This is a genomic window from Streptomyces mayteni, from assembly GCF_054783955.1.
Genome location: NZ_BAAGPR010000023.1, coordinates 19,300 through 34,411, shown reverse-complemented (window position 1 = coordinate 34,411; position 15,112 = coordinate 19,300). Strand labels below are relative to the sequence as shown.

The window sequence follows — 15,112 nt, the reverse complement described above, 5'->3', positions numbered from 1 at the left end:
GTTGCCTGCTCCTTCCGCTCAGTTCCTGACCCGGGTACGGGGGTCGATGAAGCCGTAGAGCAGGTCCACGATCAGGTTGGCGCCGAGCACCGCGAGCGTGATGACCAGGAAGATGCCCTGCATCAGGGCGTAGTCGTTGTTCTCCACGGACTGGAGCAGCTTCATGCCGATGCCCGGGTAGGAGAAGACCTGTTCGGTGATGATGGAGCCGGAGACCACGAAGCCCAGCGAGATGGCGAAGCCGGCCAGCGAGGGCAGCACCGCGTTCCGCGCCGCGTAGCGGGTCAGGATCCGGCGGTCGCGCAGGCCCTTGGCCTGGGCGGTGAGGATGTAGTCCTCGGAGCCGGTCGACACCATCATGTTCCGCATGCCGAGCAGCCAGCCGCCGACCGAGGAGACGATGATGGTCACGGCCGGGAGGAAGCCGTGCTCGATGGTGGAGCTGATGAACTCCCAGTTCCATCCGGTGGCCAGCGACACGTCGTAGCCGCCGTTGAGGGGGAACCAGTTGAGCGTGGTGGAGAAGATCAGCACGAAGATCAACGCCAGCCAGAAGTAGGGCACGGCCGCGAGCACGGTGGTCGCAGGGATGAGGCTGTCCAACCAGGAGCCGCGCCGCCAGCCGACCAGCGCCCCCAGGCCCACTCCGATGACGAACGACAGCACGGTGGCGATGCCCACCAGCAGGATCGTCCACATCATCGACTGCGAGAGGACCTGGGAGACGGTGGCCGGGTACACGCTTACTGAGACCCCGAGATCACCGCGGACGAGATTGCCCAGGTAGGAGAAGTACTGGTCCCACAGGGGCTCACCCGAGTCGGTGCCCAGCATCAACTCGTAGGCCCGACGGGTTTCGGGGCTAACCGAGCCGCCACGCTGCTGGAACTTGGCCAGCAGCGTGTCGACAGGGTTGCCCGGCATCATTCGTGGAATGAAGAAGTTGAGAGTCAGCGCCGCCCACAGGGCGGCCGCGTAGAACCCCAGCTTCCGGGCGTAGTACCTCATGGGTTACTCGTCACTCACCGTTGGGCTCGAGGTTCCGGAAGATCTCGGCCTGGTCGGGGCGCTGCCAGATGGCCGGGAAGGCGTAGAGGTCGACCTCGGTCGGCCAGCCGCTGAACTTGTCGGCGTTGTACTCGCTGACGGTGGCGTTGGCGAGGACCGGGATGTAGGGCATGTCCTGCTCGATCTGCGCCTGGATCTGGTCGTACAGCGGCTGGCGGGCCTCCAGGTCGGCGGGGTCGATCTGGCCGAGCTGCGCGACGGCCTCGTCCACGTCCGGGTTGGAGTAGCGGGCGTAGTTCGGGTTGGCGGGCTGGCCCACCTCGGCGGTGTTGCCGGTGGTGAAGAAGTAGTTGTAGTTCCAGTAGGGGTCGGGCGTGGCGCCCGGCGAGAAGCTGTCGATCATCAGCTGGTAGGTGCCGTTGACCCGCGAGTCGCTCATCTCCTGGAAGGCGACCTGGTTGACGTTCAGCTGGATGCCGACGCCGGACAGCTGCTCGGCCATGGTGTTCAGCGTGGTGACGTAGTCGTTCCAGCCGGTGACCACGGTCACGGACATCTCGAGGCGCTGGCCGTCCTTCTCGTAGATGCCGTCGCCGCCACGGCTCCAGCCGGCGCCCTCGAGGATCTGCTCGACCTGGGCCGTGTCCGCGTTCGCCGGGGCGGTGCGGTCGGTGAGCTCGGCGGAGACGTAGGCCGCGTCACGCTCGGGGAGGGCGAAACCGGGGGAGATCTCGCCGGCCAGGCCCTGGAAGGCCAGTTCGTTGATCTGGGTGCGGTCCATGGCGTAGTAGATCGCGCGCCGCACGGCCGGGTCGGTCTGCGGGCCCTCGCAGCCGAGGTCGACGTTCGAGCAGGTGCTGAGCACGACGGGGAAGACGTTGACCGTCAGGGCCTTGTAACCCTCGTAGTTCCGCTCGATGTTGGCGATGTCCGGAACCGGGCCGGTGTTGAAGTCGATGTCGCCGGCGGCCAGCGAGTCGGCGGCGGCCTGGTTGCCGGAGAGCGACCGGTACTGGACGTTCTGCAGCGACGGCTCGCCGTCCCAGTAGTCCGGGTTGGCGGTCAGCGTGAAGGCCTGCGGGCGGAACTCGCCGACCGTGAACGGGCCGGTGCCGACGGGCTCGGTCATCGGGTCGGTGGCCGGGTCCGCCACCGAGCTCCATATGTGCTCGGGGACGATCCAGGCCTTGCCGAGGATCTGCGTGGCGTCCATGAAGGCCGGCTCTTCGTAGGTGACCCGCACCTGGGTCGGGGAGACGACCTCGGTCTCGCCGGCGAAGCCCGTGGTGTTCATCGCCTCGTTGGCGGCGATCATGTCGAACGTGAACTTCACGTCGTCGGCGGTGAACTCCTCGCCGTCCGACCAGGTGACGCCCTCGCGGAGGTTGATCGTCAGCTCGGTGCCGTCCTCGTTCCACGCGAAGTCGGTGCCGAGCCGCGGGGCGGGGTCGTCCTGGCGGGCGATGTTGAAGAAGAAGAGCGGCTCGAAGATCGTCCCCGGGCCCTCAATCATGCCGGATGCCGCGTAGGGGTTGAAGTTCGCCACATAGTCGCCGGCCTGTCCGTTGTAGACGACCAGGGTGTCGGCGGGGCCAGAACCGCTGTTGTTGTCGCTCGAGCCACCGCAGCCGGCGGCCAGCAACCCGACCGAAACGGCACCGATGACCGCGGTACGCGCGCGCCGCCATCTCACGTGCAGGGACATTCTCGTTCCTCTCATGGCCTGCCCCACCGTTGGGGCATGGGCGGAGTCACCCGGGGGTATGTGATTGTTAAGCCAGCGAATTAACAAAGTCAACCCTCCAAAGACACGAACAGACAACGACGTGCGCACACTTGCGGTCGCAATCCGTCACCAACGAAGCACAAGCCGCCACACTGGACATCACGCCAGCTTTTCGCGCGAACCCACTGGCGCAAGGCTTCGTCAAGCAAATAAACTAAGCAACGCATAGCGTTACCCCCACAACGCGTAGTGAAGTCGTGAACTCCCGTGAACGATGCGGAGGATTCAGTGAGCGGACCGGCGGGAGCCACTCCCCACGCCAGCAGCCGTGCGGCCATCCTTGATGTGATCCGCGCGGCCGGCACGATCAGCAGAGTCGGTCTCGTCAAGGCCACCGGCTTCACCGGCGCGACCATCTCCACCGTGGTCAGACGCCTGATCGACGACGGCCTGGTGCTGGAGACCGGCCGGGCCGAGTCGACCGGCGGCAAGCGTCGGGTGCTGCTACAGCTCAACCAGTCCTCCCGGTTCGCCGTCGGCGTGCATCTGGACCACGCGGGGATCACCTATGTGCTCACCAACCTCGGTGGCTCTGTGGTCGCCCGGATGTCACGCGCCGGAGTCGGGACCGACGATCCGCCGGCCGTGGTGGCCAGAATGGCGACGGAAGTCGACGCCCTGATCGACGGAGCCGGCATCGACCGCAGCAGGATACTTGGACTCGGTCTCGTCGCACCCGGCCCCATGAACCAGACAAGCAGCATGCGTCTCGTGCCCCCCGCGATGCGACACTGGGAGCACTTCCGGTTGGACCGCGAGCTGTTGGCGGCCACCCGGCTGCCCGTGGTGCTGGACAACGACGCCACGGCGGCCGCGCTCGGCGAGCACTGGTCGGGTGACGTGGGCGGCACCGCCACCTTCGCGGCGATCTACATGGGCACCGGCATCGGCTCCGGCCTGATGGTCAACGGCATCACCTTCCGCGGTGCCTCGGGCAACGCGGGCGAGATCGGCCACATCTGTCTCGACGCGAACGGCCCGGAGTGCTGGTGCGGCGCGCGCGGCTGCACCGAGGTGCTGGCCGGCCCCGGCGCGGTGGTCGCCGCGGCCCGCGCCGTCGCCGCGATGGCCGCCGAGGTGGGGCTCACCGCCGACGCCGCCGAGGAACGCCCGCGGCGTCTCGCCGACTTCGCGGCGGCCACCCGCGCCGCGCTGCGCGGCAACGCGGCGGCCGGCGAGGTGCTCGACGGCTCGGCCGGCCATCTGGCGGTGGCGGCCCGCACCCTGGCGAACATCATGGACCTGGAGCAGATGGTGCTCACCGGGCCGAGCCTGGCCATCGCCGGCTCGATCTACCTGCCGGTGGTGCAGCGCGAGTTGGACCGCGCGTTCTTCTCCCGCGCCACCCACCCGGTGACGGTGCGGCTGTCCCGCTCGGCGGCGACCGCGCCCGCGATCGGCGCCGCGGCGCTGGTGCTCCAGGCCGAGTTGGTGCCGCTGCGCGAGGGGTTGCGGCTGCCGGGCAACCTGGCCGACGCCGAGCCCGGCGGCGTGTCGGCCGCCCGCTGACCGCCGCCCGGCCCTCCCCCGCCGGCGCCGGTGGCCGCCGTCAGGGGAGCAGGTCGAGCGTCGCGCCGGCCAGCGTCGTGTAGAGCGGGTCCGCGGTGAAGCCCGGGCCCGTCTCCTCCCCGAGGTAGACGTCCAGGTGGCGTTCGCCGCCGAGACCTGGCGTGAACTCGTCGCGGATCTCCCAGGTCGCCGCGGTCAGTCGGGCGCAGACGTCGGGTTCGATCGCCGAACCGTCCTCGGCGGTGCCGCAGTCGGCGACCCGCAGGGTCCGGCCGCGCGGCAGGACCTCCCCGTCGGCCGCCGCCGAGACGAAGGGCTCGAGCGGGCGGCCGTAACTGTCCCTGGGTGCCACGTCCAGCCAGTAGCCGGTGTCGTGCGACCAGTTGAGGTAACGGCCGGCGTACGGCCCGGTGGTGAGGCGGCCGGTGCCCTCGTCGCGGACCGCCGCCACGAAGTCCGTCGGGTGATCGCCCAGATCCTCGGTGCCGTGCGCGCAGTCGAGCCGCGGGCAGCCGGTCACCGGCACCGACTCGCCGTCGTGGTAGGACTCGACGGCCGTGTAGTAGACCGTGACCAGCCAGTCGGCCGAGCGTTCGGCGGCCGGCCCGCCACCCGCGCCGCTGCCCGCACCGCCGCCCCCTCCGCAGGCCGCGAGCAGCGCCGCCCCGGCCAGGGCCGCGACGCTCCGGCGGACTCGGGATTCGATCACTCGCACTGTGCGCTCCCCACAACTCGCGCCCCTGGACGGGCTCCACGCCACTGCACGCGCCACGGCCCCGGTTGGTTCCCGGGCCCCGCCAAGCCCCGGTGAGCACACTACGCAGCGTAGGATTTCCGTAAGGATCTACTCCGGATCCGTCCCACTCAAGGGTTAATTTCCGCCCTTCGGCACATGACCGGGCTGGCACGGGGGGACACCATCGGTCGTCCAGCCGAATGGCTGACGCGAATGGCGCCGTGAACCCGATGGGAGCCCCGGAGTGGATACCTCCGACACCGTATGGTCTTGTCCGTTCGACTTCGCCGACGGCCTCGAGTTCGACCCGTTGCTGCGGCAACTGATGACCGAGGCGCCCATCGCCCGGATCAAGATGTCCTACGGCGAGGGTGAGGCGTGGCTGGTTACCCGCTATGAGGATGTACGCATCGTCACCACGGACCGGAGGTTCAGCCGGGCCGCCGTCGCCGGCCGGGACTTCCCGCGGATGACGCCGGAGCCGATCGTGCAGTCCGAGTCGATCAACCTGCTCGACCCGCCGGCGAGCAACCGGCTGCGCAAGCTGGTGGCCCAGGCTTTCACCGCGCCCAAGGTGGACGCGATGCGGCCCAAGACACAGGCCATCGTGGACCGGTTGCTCGACGAGATGGAGGAGCACGGGCCGCCGGCCGACCTCGTGAAGCACGTCTCGATGGAGCTGCCGCTCACCACCATCTGCGAGGTCCTCGACGTCCCGCTCGACGACCGCCCGGAACTGCGCCGCCGGGCCGTGACGATGATGAACGTCACCGCGGCCAACAAGGAGAACGCGGTCCAGGCGAAGGCCGAACTGCGTTCCTACTTCCGCGAGTTGACCCAGGCCCGGCGGGCAGACCCCGGGGACGACCTGATCAGCTCGCTGGCCACCGCGCGGGACGGCGACGACATCCTGGGGCCCGACGAGCTCATGGTGATGGCCATGGTGCTGCTGATGACCGGCCACGACACCAGCACCTACCAGCTCAGCAACATCACCTACACCCTGCTGCGCAACCCGGAGCAGCTGGCGAAGCTGCGGGCGCGGCCGGAGCGGATGCCGCAGGCGCTCGAGGAGCTGCTGCGGTTCATCCCGTTCCGCAAGGGCGTCGGCATCCCGCGGATCGCCACCGAGGACGTCGAGGTCGGCGGCGTGCTGATCAGGGCCAACGACACGGTGCACGTCTCCTACCTGGCGGCCAACCGGGACCCGGCGCGCTTCACATGCCCGGACGAACTCGACCTCGACAGGTCGCCGGCGCCACACATGACCTTCGGCTGGGGAGCGCACCACTGCATCGGCGCCCCGCTCGCGCTGATGGAGCTGGAGCTCGCCATCAGCACCATGCTCAGCCGCTACCCGCGGCTGGCGCTGGCCGTGCCGGCCGAGGAGGTGCGCTGGAACGACGAGTCGATCTGGCGCTACCCGTACGAGCTTCCGGTCACCTGGTGACCGGATCAACCACCACAGAAGAAAGCGATCCCGCGGCACGCGCCCGGCGCGCGACCGCGGCTCGGGGAGGGGAATCATGGCTACTCTGTGCAGACCGTCCATCGCCGTTCCTGAACACGTGCTCACCCAGGAGCAGACCCTCGAACTGGCCCGCACCCTGCATCCCGACCATCCGCAACTCCCCCTGGTGTTGCGGCTGATCGAGAACACGGGGGTGCGCAAGCGGCACATCGTGCAGCCGATCGAGGAGACGCTCGACCATCCGGGCTTCGAGCACCGGAACAAGATCTACGAGGCGGAGGCCAAGCGGCGGGTGCCGCAGGTCGTCTACCAGGCGCTCGACAACGCCGGCGTCGGCGCGCGGGACATCGACCTGATCGTCTACGTCTCCTGCACCGGGTTCATGATGCCCTCGTTGACGGCCTGGCTGATCAACGCGCTGGGCTTCAGGAGCGACACCCGGCAGCTGCCCATCGCCCAACTCGGCTGCGCGGCCGGCGGGTCGGCGATCAACCGGGCCCACGACTTCTGTCTGGCCTACCCGAACTCCAACGTCCTCATCGTGGCCTGCGAGTTCTGCTCGCTCTGCTACCAGCCGGTCGACGTGGGCGTCGGATCCCTGCTCTCCAACGGCCTGTTCGGGGACGCGGTGGCCGCCGCCGTGGTCCGCGGCCGCGGCGGCACCGGCGTCCGTCTCGAGCGCAACGGCTCGCACCTGGTGCCGGACACCGAGGACTGGATCAGCTACGCGGTCAAGGCCACCGGCTTCCACTTCCTGCTCGACAAGCGGGTGCCCAAGACGATGCAGATGCTGGCCCCGGCGCTGCGCGAGCTGGCGACGCTGCACAACTGGGGGGAGGTCTCCGGCTTCGACTTCCACATCGTGCACGCCGGCGGCCCGCGCATCCTGGACGACCTCTGCCACTACCTGGGGGTCGCGCCCGACATGTACCGGTACAGCCGGGCCACCCTCACCGAGCGGGGCAACATCGCGAGCTGCGTGGTCTTCGACGCGCTGGACCGGCTGTTCGCGGACGGCGGGGCGACCGAGTCGGCCCGCGGGGTGATCGCCGGCTTCGGCCCCGGCATCACGGCCGAGATCGCGCTGGGGAGGTGGACCACGGCCCGGAGGACCGTCGGCGGCCAGGGCCGCCGGGCCGAGGCGGGCGTCGCCTGACGACGCGCCGCCCATGGAAGCGGGGTGTCGCCCGGGCCATCGGGCGGCACCCCGCGGGGGTCAGCGAAGCGCGTGCTCGCCGGTGAAGAACGCCTTGACCACCTCGGTGTGGGTGGGGAAGGCGAGCGGCACCGGCTCGTGGACGACCAGCCACTCGCTGGACTCCGGGGTGGCCACGGGCGTGGGCAGCACGCCGACGTCCCTGGGCGGCAGGAGGGCGAAGAGGTTGAGGGTGCGCTCGGCACCGAGCACGTCGAACAGGGTGACGTCCTCGGCCCCGGCGATCAGCCCGGTCTCCTCGCGCAGTTCGCGGACGGCGGCCTGCTGCCAGCTCTCGCCGACCTCCATGTAGCCGCCGGGCAGGGCGAGTTCGCCGCGGCAGGGCTCGATGTCGCGCCGCACCACCACGAGGCCGGTCCGCCCGGCGTCCCGCACCGGCAGCAGCGTCACGGCCACCGGAACCGGGTTGGCCCAGCTGGTCTCACCGCAGCCCGGACAGTCCCGCGGCCACGTGGCGCCGGCCAGATAGGCGCCGCCGCAGTAGGGGCAGTGGGTGATGGTTCGGCCGTAGGTGTAGGCCACGGGTCGATCCGCCTTTCTCGTGCCTGCCGTGGATCCTAGTTCGATCTCTATCGCCGAGTCGACAAAATGACTGCCTCGTCGGGGGAGACCGGTGTCGGTCCTTCGAGCAGCGTCGTGATCTCGCGCGCCGCCGCCCGCCCCGCCCGGTTGGCGCCGATGGTGCTGGCGGACGGCCCATAGCCGACCAGGTGGACGCGGTGGTCGCGCGCCACCCTGGTGCCGTCGAGCCGGATGCCGCCGCCGGGTTCGCGCAGCCGCAGCGGGGCGAGGTGCTCGATCGCGGCCCGGAAGCCGGTGGCCCACAGCACGGTGTCGGCCGGCACGGTGTGGCCGTCGGGCCAGCGGGCGCCCTCGGGCGTCAGCGCCTCGAACATGGGGTGGCGCACCAGGACGCCGTCCTCCCTGGCCCGCCGCATCGCCTCGGTCATCGGCAGCCCCGTCACCGAGACCACGCTCCGCGGCGGCAGCCCGCGCCGCACCCGCTCGTCGACCATGGCGACCGCCGCCCGGCCCTCGACCTCGCCGAAGCCGTCGGTGCGGAACACCGGCGGGCGCCGCGTCACCCAGGTGGTGGCGGCCGCCACCTCGGCGATCTCCAGCAGGTGCTGCACGGCCGAGGTGCCGCCGCCCACCACGATCACCTTCTCCCCGGCGAACGCGGCGGGCCCTGGGTACTGGACGGTGTGCGACTGGCGCCCGCGGAAGACGTCCTGGCCCCGCACCCTCGGCCAGAACGGCCGGTCCCAGGTGCCGGTGGCGTTGACCAGCGCCCGGGTGTGCCACTCCCCCGCCGACGTCACGACCAGCAGCCGGCCGTCCCCCGCCTCCCGCACCGCCTCGACGTGCACCGGGCGGCGCACCGCGAGGTCGAAGGCGTGCTCGTAGGCGGCGAAGTAGTCGCCGATCACCTCGGACGACGGCCGGTCGGGATCGGCGCCGGTCAGCTCCATCCCGGGGAGCGCGTGCATGCCGTGCACCCTGCCGTAGGTCAGCGTGGGCCAGCGGAACTGCCAGGCGCCGCCGGGCCGCGGCGCCTGGTCGAGGACGACGAGGTCCCGGCCGGGCACCAGGCCCAGCCTGCGCAGATGGTAGGCGGCGGAGAGGCCGGCCTGGCCGGCCCCGATGACCACGACGTCCACGGAGTTCATGTCCTCTTCAACCGCCGACCGGCGCGGAGGCTTCCCGACCGGTTTCCTTGAGGGTGTGGAGTGCGCGTTCTGCTCGATCGTGGCCGGCGAGACGGCCGCCCACGTCGTCCTCGACGACGGGACGGCGGTGGCGTTCCTGGACGCCAGGCCGCTGTTCCCCGGCCACACGCTGGTGGTGCCGCGGCGCCACGTGCCGACGCTGACCGACCTCACGGACGCCGAGACCGGGCCGTTCTTCACCCGGGTGCGGCGGGTGGCGGCCGCGGTGGAGCGGACGATGGACGCCGAGGGCTCGTTCGTCGCGGCCAACAACCGCGTCAGCCAGTCCGTCCCGCACGTCCACGTCCACGTGGTCCCCCGCCGCCGCAGGGACGGCCTCCGCGGCTTCTTCTGGCCGCGCCACCGCTACGAGAGCGCCGAGGAGGCGGCCCGCGTCGCCGCCTTGCTGCGGGACGCGCTCCGCGACTGACCGGACGGTGGTCAGTGCGGCCGGTGCGGGGTGAGAACCTGGCCCAGGTCGTAGCGGACCGGCTCGACCAGCTGGTCGTAGCCGCAGGACGCGGGGTCGCGGTCGGGGCGCCAGCGGCGGAACCTCGCGGTGTGCCGGAAGCGGTCGCCCTGCATGTGGTCGTAGGCCACCTCGCACACCCGCTCGGGACGGAGCGGCACCCAGGAGAGGTCCTTGCCGCCGGTCCAGCGGCTCGGCGCGCCGGGCATCCGGCGGCCGGCGTGCGCCTCGGCGCGGGCCCACTCGGCCCAGGGGTGGTCGTCCGCGGAGTCCATGATCAGCGGCGTGAGCTCGTCGATCAGCTCCTGGCGGCGCTTCATCGGGAAGGCCGCGCTGACGCCGACGTGCTGGAGCCGGCCGGCCCCGTCGTGCAGGCCGAGCAGCAGCGAGCCGACCACGGGGCCGCTCTTGTGGTAGCGGAGGCCGGCCACCACGCAGTCGGCGGTGCGCTCGTGCTTGACCTTGACCATGGCCCGCTCGTCGGGGCGGTAGGTCAGGTCGAGCGGCTTGGCGACGATGCCGTCGAGCCCGGCGCCCTCGTACTGCTCGTACCACCGCTTGGCGGTCGCGAGGTCGTCGGTGGCGGGGATGACGAAGACCGGCTGGTGGGTGCCGCGCAGCGCCTCGGTGAGGGCGGCGCGGCGCTCGGTGAGCGGCGCGTCGAGCAGCGAGGCGTCGTCGAGGGCCAGCACGTCGAAGGCGACGAAGCTGGCCGGGGTGCGCTCGGCGAGCATCCGCACCCGGGAGTCCGCGGGGTGGATCCGTTCGAGCAGCGCGTCGAAGTCCAGCTGGGGCCCGCGCACGATGACGATCTCGCCGTCGAGGACACAGCGCTCGGGCAGCAGGGCGAGCAGCCCCTCCACCAGCTCGGGGAAGTAGCGGGTGAGCGGCTTGGTGGTGCGGGAGCCGATCTCCAGCTCGGGGCCGTCCCGGAAGACGATGGCCCGGAAGCCGTCCCACTTGGCCTCGTAGTGCATGCCGGGCGGGATCCGGGCCGCGCTCCTGGCCAGCATGGGTTTGACGGGCGGCATCACCGGAAGGTCCATGGTCCGGATTCTGCGGCCGGGGCGCGGCGCCCGCCCGCCGGCGGGCGCGTCCGGGTAGCGCCGCCTACCGTGACGTTATGGCCGAGGCGACGGAAATCACGGTGGGTGACCGCACGGTCCGGGTGTCCAATCCCGGCAAGGTCTACTTCCCGGAGCGCGGCTTCACCAAGCTGGACGTGATCCGCTACTACGTCACGGTGGGCGAGGGGGCGCTGCGCGCGCTGCGGGACCGGCCGACCACCCTGGAGCGGTATCCGGAGGGGGTGACGGGCGAGTCGTTCTTCCAGAAGCGGGCGCCGAAGAACCTGCCGGAGTGGATCCCGACCGGCCGGATCTCCTTCCCCAGCGGCCGGCACGCGGACGAGATCTGCCCCACCGAGCCGGCCGCCGTGGTGTGGGCGGCGAACCTGGGTTCGCTGACGTTCCACCCGTGGCCGGTGCGGCGCGGCGACACGGACCATCCGGACGAGCTGCGGATCGATCTGGACCCGCAGCCGGGCACCTCGTACGAGGACGCGGTGAGGGCCGCCGGAGAGCTGCGGGAGCTGCTCGACGAGCTCGGGCTGCGGGGCTGGCCCAAGACCTCGGGCGGCCGGGGTCTGCACGTGTTCGTGCCGATCGTGCCGGAGTGGACGTTCCCGCAGGTGCGGCGGGCGGCGATCGCGGTGGGGCGGGAGTTGGAGCGGCGGGCCCCCGACCGGATCACCACGGCCTGGTGGAAGGAGGAGCGGGGGGCGCGGATCTTCGTGGACTACAACCAGATGGCCAGGGACCGCACCATCGCCAGCGCCTACTCGGTGCGGCCGACGCCACGGGCCACGGTCTCGGCGCCGCTGCGCTGGGACGAGGTGGTAGACGCCAGGCCGGCGGACTTCGACCTGGCGACGATGCCTGACCGGTACGCGGAACTGGGGGACGTGCACGCGGACATGGTCGACCAGGCGTTCCGCCTCGAGGCGGTGCTCGACCTCGCGGCGCGGGACGAGCGCGAGCACGGGCTCGGCGACCTGCCCTATCCGCCGGACCATCCGAAGGTCGCGGGCGAGCCCAAGCGGGTCCAGCCGAGCCGGGATCGGGACCGGCGGCGGGCCGCCGGCCCCGAGGCGACCGGGCCCGAGGCGGCTAGACCGGAGTCGTCCGACTGACCCGGACGAGGAACTCGGCGTTGTCCGCGGTGTCGCGGAGCCGGTCGAGCAGTTGCTCCACGGCCTGCCGCGGGTCGCGTTCGCCCAGGGCGCGGCGCAGCCGCCGGACGACGGCCAACTCGGTGGGCGGCAGCAGCAGCTCCTCGCGGCGGGTGCCCGAGGGCTCGATGTCGAGGGCGGGGAAGACGCGGCGCTCGGCGAGGGTGCGGTCGAGGCGCAGCTCCATGTTGCCGGTGCTCTTGAGCTCCTCGAAGTAGAAGTCGTCGCCGCGGGAGCCGGTGTCCACCAGGGCGGTGGCCAGGATGGTCAGGGAGCCGCCGTTCTCGATGGCGCGGGCGGCGCCGAACAGCCGCTTGGGCTGGTGCAGCGCGGCGGCGTCGACGCCGCCGGTGAGGATGCGTCCGCTGGCCTTGCCGCCGTTGTTGTGGGCCCGGCAGAGCCGGGTGAGGGAGTCGAGGAGGAGGACGACGTGCTCGCCGAGTTCCACCAGGCGCTTGGCGCGTTCGACGGCGAGGGCGGCCACGGCGATGTGGTCGCGGGCCGGCCGGTCGAAGTGCGAGGAGATCACCTCGGCGGCCACGGACCGGCTCAACTCGGTGACCTCCTCGGGGCGTTCGTCGAGGAGCAGGAGCATCAGCCGGCACTCGGGGTGGTTGCGGGCGATGCCGTCGGCGATGGCCTTGAGCACGAGGGTCTTGCCGGCCTTGGGCGGGGCGACGATCAGCCCGCGCTGCCCCTTGCCGATCGGGGTGAGCAGGTCCATGACGCGGGTGACGAGTTGGCCCCTGGTGGTCTCCAGACGCAGCCGCTCGTTGGGGAACACGGGCACCAGGTCGGTGAAGTCGGGGCGGTCGGCGAGGAGTTCGGGCGGCAGGCCGTTGACGGTGTCCAGCCTGACCAGTCGGCGTTGTCGGTCGCGTCCGGTGGCGCCGCCGGTGACGGCGTCGCCGGGGCGCAGCCCGTGCCCGCGGGCCAGGGCGGTGGGGATCCGGGCGTCGGCGGGGCCGGGCAGCCAGCCGTCGACGCGGAGGTGGTGGCCGCCGTTCGCCGTGTCGACGACGCCGGTGACGGCCTCGGCGGCGGCCTGATCCGCTCGGCCGGAGGGCTCGGTTGGGCTCGGGGTGCGGGGGATGGTGGTCGTCATGCGGGGTCCTTCGGGATCGGAAGAGCGTCGCGGTACGGGATGCGGGGATGCGCCGTGAACACGGCTGATCGGGACGCGGGGCGCGGCGCGCTCTTCGCGTCGGGAGGAATCGGCCGCGGGTCTCGCCGGCCCTGAGGGGCGGGCGCCGACGGGTGCGGCTGAGGGGAGAGGGCACGGGCGCCGAGTGCGGCGCGCTCACATGCCGTCTCCACGGTAACACCGTCGAACGGGGTCGTGCGATGCCTTGACAGGGCCGACGCCCGCTCGCACACTCCCCCCGCCGCGAACTACGAAGAAAAGTTCACCAGGCGAACGGTCGGATGGTGCGGGGCGCGTGGGTGCGCCGGCGCACGGAGCAAGGGAGCTCTCCATGACCAGACATCGCGAGCTGTTCATCGGCGGCGCGGACGTGCCGGCCGCAGGTGGCCGCGTCACCGAGGACGTCAGCCCGTTCACCGGCGAGCTCTTCGCCACCGTGGCGGCCGGCGGGCCGGCGGACGTGGCCAGGGCCGTCGCGGCGGCGGACGCCGCCTTCCCCGCCTGGGCCGCGGTCCCGCCGGCCGAGCGGCGGGCGCTGCTGCTGCGGGCAGCCGACGTGCTGCGAGAGCGGGAGGCCGAGGTGGTCGCGCTGATGGCCGACGAGGTCGGCGGCACGGCCGGCTGGGCCGGGTTCAACGTGTGGCTGGGCGCCGAGAACCTGCGCGAGGCGGCCGCCGCAGTCGCCGCGCCGCGCGGCGAGGTGCTGGCCGCGCAGGAGCCGGGCGCGTTGGGGCTCGCGGTGCGCGAACCGGTGGGCGTGGTGGCCGCGTTCGTGCCCTGGAACGCGCCGGTGATCCTCGGCGTCCGCGCGGTCGCCGCGGCGCTCGCGGCCGGCAACACGGTGGTGTTGAAGCCGAGCGAGGAGGCGCCGCTCGCCTGCGGCTACCTGATCGCCGACGTGCTGCGGGCGGCCGGCCTGCCTGACGGCGTGCTCAACGTCGTCAGCAACGACCCGGCGGACGCCGCCGAGGTGGCCGAGGCGCTGATCGCGGAACCGGCGGTGCGGGCCGTGAACTTCACCGGCTCCACGCCCGTCGGCCGGCTGATCGGCGCCCACGCCGCCCGCCATCTCAAGCCGGCAGTACTGGAGTTGGGCGGCAAGAACGCGATCGTGGTGCTGGCCGACGCCGATCTCGACTACGCGGTGGACGCCGCCGTGTTCGGCGTCTTCAACAACGCGGGCCAGATCTGCATGTCGGGCGACCGGGTGCTGGTCCACGAGTCGCTGGCGGCCGAGTTCACCGAGCGCTTCACGGCGCGGGTCGCGGCCCTCCCCCACGGCGACCCGGCCGACCCCGGCACCGTGATCGGCCCGCTGGTCAGCGCGCACGCCGCCCGCCGGGTGGCGGCCCTGGTGGCGGACGCGGCGAAACGCGGTGCCACGGTGCTCACCGGCGGCGGCGAGCCCGAGGGCGCGCTGCACCGGGCGACGGTGCTCTCCGGGGTCACGCCGGAGATGGCGCTGCACCACGGCGAGGCGTTCGGGCCGGTCTGCGCGCTGCGGTCGTTCCCCGACGACGACGCGGCCGTGGCCCTGGCCAACGACACGCCCCACGGGCTGACCTGCGGCATCCTCACCGAGAACGCGGGCCACGGGCTCGCCGTGGCCCGGCGGGTGCGCACCGGCATCGTGCACGTCAACGACCAGACGGTGGCCGACGAGCCGCAGGCGCCGTTCGGCGGTGTGGGCGCGAGCGGCTACGGCCGGTTCGGCGGCCGGTGGGGCGTCGAGGCGTTCACCACCACCCGCTGGATCACCCTGGCGGGCCGGCACGCGCACTTCCCTTTTTAAGCACAGCCCTTTCTGAGCACAGCCCTTTTCGAGCACAGCCCG

Annotated in this window: 13 protein-coding genes; 6 read left to right on the top strand and 7 right to left on the bottom strand. The window is 71.9% G+C overall.

The features are described 5' to 3' along the window. Positions 1–18: 18 nt before the first annotated feature. On the bottom strand, positions 19–1,008 hold the full coding sequence (locus tag ACYVPE_RS13380) for an ABC transporter permease (protein WP_461033751.1): 990 nt from the start codon (positions 1,006–1,008) through the stop codon (positions 19–21). A gap of 10 nt (positions 1,009–1,018) precedes the next feature. Beyond that, positions 1,019–2,713, bottom strand: coding sequence for an ABC transporter substrate-binding protein (locus ACYVPE_RS13375; RefSeq protein ID WP_461033750.1), 1,695 nt, complete (start codon positions 2,711–2,713; stop codon positions 1,019–1,021). A 309-nt stretch (positions 2,714–3,022) separates the two neighbouring features. On the opposite strand from ACYVPE_RS13375, the gene ACYVPE_RS13370 reads away from it, so the two are divergent. Beyond that, entirely contained in the window at positions 3,023–4,303 is a 1,281-nt protein-coding gene (locus ACYVPE_RS13370; RefSeq protein WP_461033749.1) for an ROK family transcriptional regulator, read from the top strand. Between the two features lie 40 nt (positions 4,304–4,343). Here the strand turns inward: ACYVPE_RS13370 and ACYVPE_RS13365 are convergent, their stop codons facing one another. Continuing rightward, entirely contained in the window at positions 4,344–5,012 is a 669-nt protein-coding gene (locus ACYVPE_RS13365) for an RlpA-like double-psi beta-barrel domain-containing protein (RefSeq protein WP_461033748.1), read from the bottom strand. Positions 5,013–5,283: 271 nt separating this feature from the next. Between ACYVPE_RS13365 and ACYVPE_RS13360 the strand changes: the two genes are divergently transcribed. Both ACYVPE_RS13360 and ACYVPE_RS13355 read left to right on the top strand, forming a co-directional pair. Beyond that, positions 5,284–6,489, top strand: coding sequence for a cytochrome P450 (locus ACYVPE_RS13360; RefSeq protein ID WP_461033747.1), 1,206 nt, complete (start codon positions 5,284–5,286; stop codon positions 6,487–6,489). Between the two features lie 76 nt (positions 6,490–6,565). Continuing rightward, on the top strand, positions 6,566–7,666 hold the full coding sequence (locus ACYVPE_RS13355) for a type III polyketide synthase (protein WP_461033746.1): 1,101 nt from the start codon (positions 6,566–6,568) through the stop codon (positions 7,664–7,666). Between the two features lie 60 nt (positions 7,667–7,726). Here the strand turns inward: ACYVPE_RS13355 and ACYVPE_RS13350 are convergent, their stop codons facing one another. After that, a complete protein-coding gene (locus ACYVPE_RS13350; protein ID WP_461033745.1) occupies positions 7,727–8,248 on the bottom strand; it encodes an NUDIX domain-containing protein in 522 nt (173 codons plus the stop codon). A gap of 47 nt (positions 8,249–8,295) precedes the next feature. Then, the gene (locus tag ACYVPE_RS13345; protein WP_461033744.1) at positions 8,296–9,396 is read right to left on the bottom strand and encodes an FAD-dependent oxidoreductase; all 1,101 of its coding nucleotides are present in this window, start codon (positions 9,394–9,396) and stop codon (positions 8,296–8,298) included. On the opposite strand from ACYVPE_RS13345, the gene ACYVPE_RS13340 reads away from it, so the two are divergent. Next, positions 9,395–9,865 (top strand): HIT family protein, encoded by a 471-nt coding sequence (locus ACYVPE_RS13340; RefSeq protein WP_461033743.1) that lies wholly within the window; start codon positions 9,395–9,397, stop codon positions 9,863–9,865. The two genes, ACYVPE_RS13345 and ACYVPE_RS13340, sit on opposite strands and share 2 nt — an antisense overlap. An 11-nt stretch (positions 9,866–9,876) precedes the next feature. Here ACYVPE_RS13340 and ACYVPE_RS13335 read toward each other — a convergent pair whose 3' ends face one another. Beyond that, positions 9,877–10,950 carry an ATP-dependent DNA ligase gene (locus ACYVPE_RS13335; RefSeq protein ID WP_461033742.1) on the bottom strand — a complete coding sequence of 358 codons (1,074 nt, stop codon included), beginning with the start codon at positions 10,948–10,950 and terminating at the stop codon, positions 9,877–9,879. A 77-nt stretch (positions 10,951–11,027) separates the two neighbouring features. Between ACYVPE_RS13335 and ligD the strand changes: the two genes are divergently transcribed. Next, the gene (gene ligD / locus ACYVPE_RS13330) at positions 11,028–12,095 is read left to right on the top strand and encodes a non-homologous end-joining DNA ligase (RefSeq protein ID WP_461033741.1); all 1,068 of its coding nucleotides are present in this window, start codon (positions 11,028–11,030) and stop codon (positions 12,093–12,095) included. Here the strand turns inward: ligD and rho are convergent. Continuing rightward, positions 12,073–13,239 (bottom strand): transcription termination factor Rho, encoded by a 1,167-nt coding sequence (rho, locus tag ACYVPE_RS13325; RefSeq protein ID WP_461033740.1) that lies wholly within the window; start codon positions 13,237–13,239, stop codon positions 12,073–12,075. The genes ligD and rho overlap by 23 nt on opposite strands. A gap of 370 nt (positions 13,240–13,609) precedes the next feature. On the opposite strand from rho, the gene ACYVPE_RS13320 reads away from it, so the two are divergent. Next, positions 13,610–15,070: an aldehyde dehydrogenase family protein gene (locus ACYVPE_RS13320; RefSeq protein ID WP_461033739.1), complete on the top strand. Its 1,461-nt coding sequence runs from the start codon at positions 13,610–13,612 to the stop codon at positions 15,068–15,070. Positions 15,071–15,112 lie beyond the last annotated feature (42 nt).

Excerpts from the sequence above, each read along its gene's own strand:
- ACYVPE_RS13380 (WP_461033751.1), bottom strand. The coding sequence starts at position 1,008 with ATGAGGTACTACGCCCGGAAGCTGGGGTTCTACGCGGCCGCCCTGTGG.
- ACYVPE_RS13375 (WP_461033750.1), bottom strand. The coding sequence starts at position 2,713 with ATGTCCCTGCACGTGAGATGGCGGCGCGCGCGTACCGCGGTCATCGGT.
- ACYVPE_RS13355 (WP_461033746.1), top strand. The coding sequence starts at position 6,566 with ATGGCTACTCTGTGCAGACCGTCCATCGCCGTTCCTGAACACGTGCTC.
- ACYVPE_RS13340 (WP_461033743.1), top strand. The coding sequence starts at position 9,395 with ATGTCCTCTTCAACCGCCGACCGGCGCGGAGGCTTCCCGACCGGTTTC.
- ACYVPE_RS13345 (WP_461033744.1), bottom strand. The coding sequence starts at position 9,396 with ATGAACTCCGTGGACGTCGTGGTCATCGGGGCCGGCCAGGCCGGCCTC.
- ACYVPE_RS13335 (WP_461033742.1), bottom strand. The coding sequence starts at position 10,950 with ATGGACCTTCCGGTGATGCCGCCCGTCAAACCCATGCTGGCCAGGAGC.
- ligD (WP_461033741.1), top strand. The coding sequence starts at position 11,028 with ATGGCCGAGGCGACGGAAATCACGGTGGGTGACCGCACGGTCCGGGTG.
- rho (WP_461033740.1), bottom strand. The coding sequence starts at position 13,239 with ATGACGACCACCATCCCCCGCACCCCGAGCCCAACCGAGCCCTCCGGC.
- ACYVPE_RS13320 (WP_461033739.1), top strand. The coding sequence starts at position 13,610 with ATGACCAGACATCGCGAGCTGTTCATCGGCGGCGCGGACGTGCCGGCC.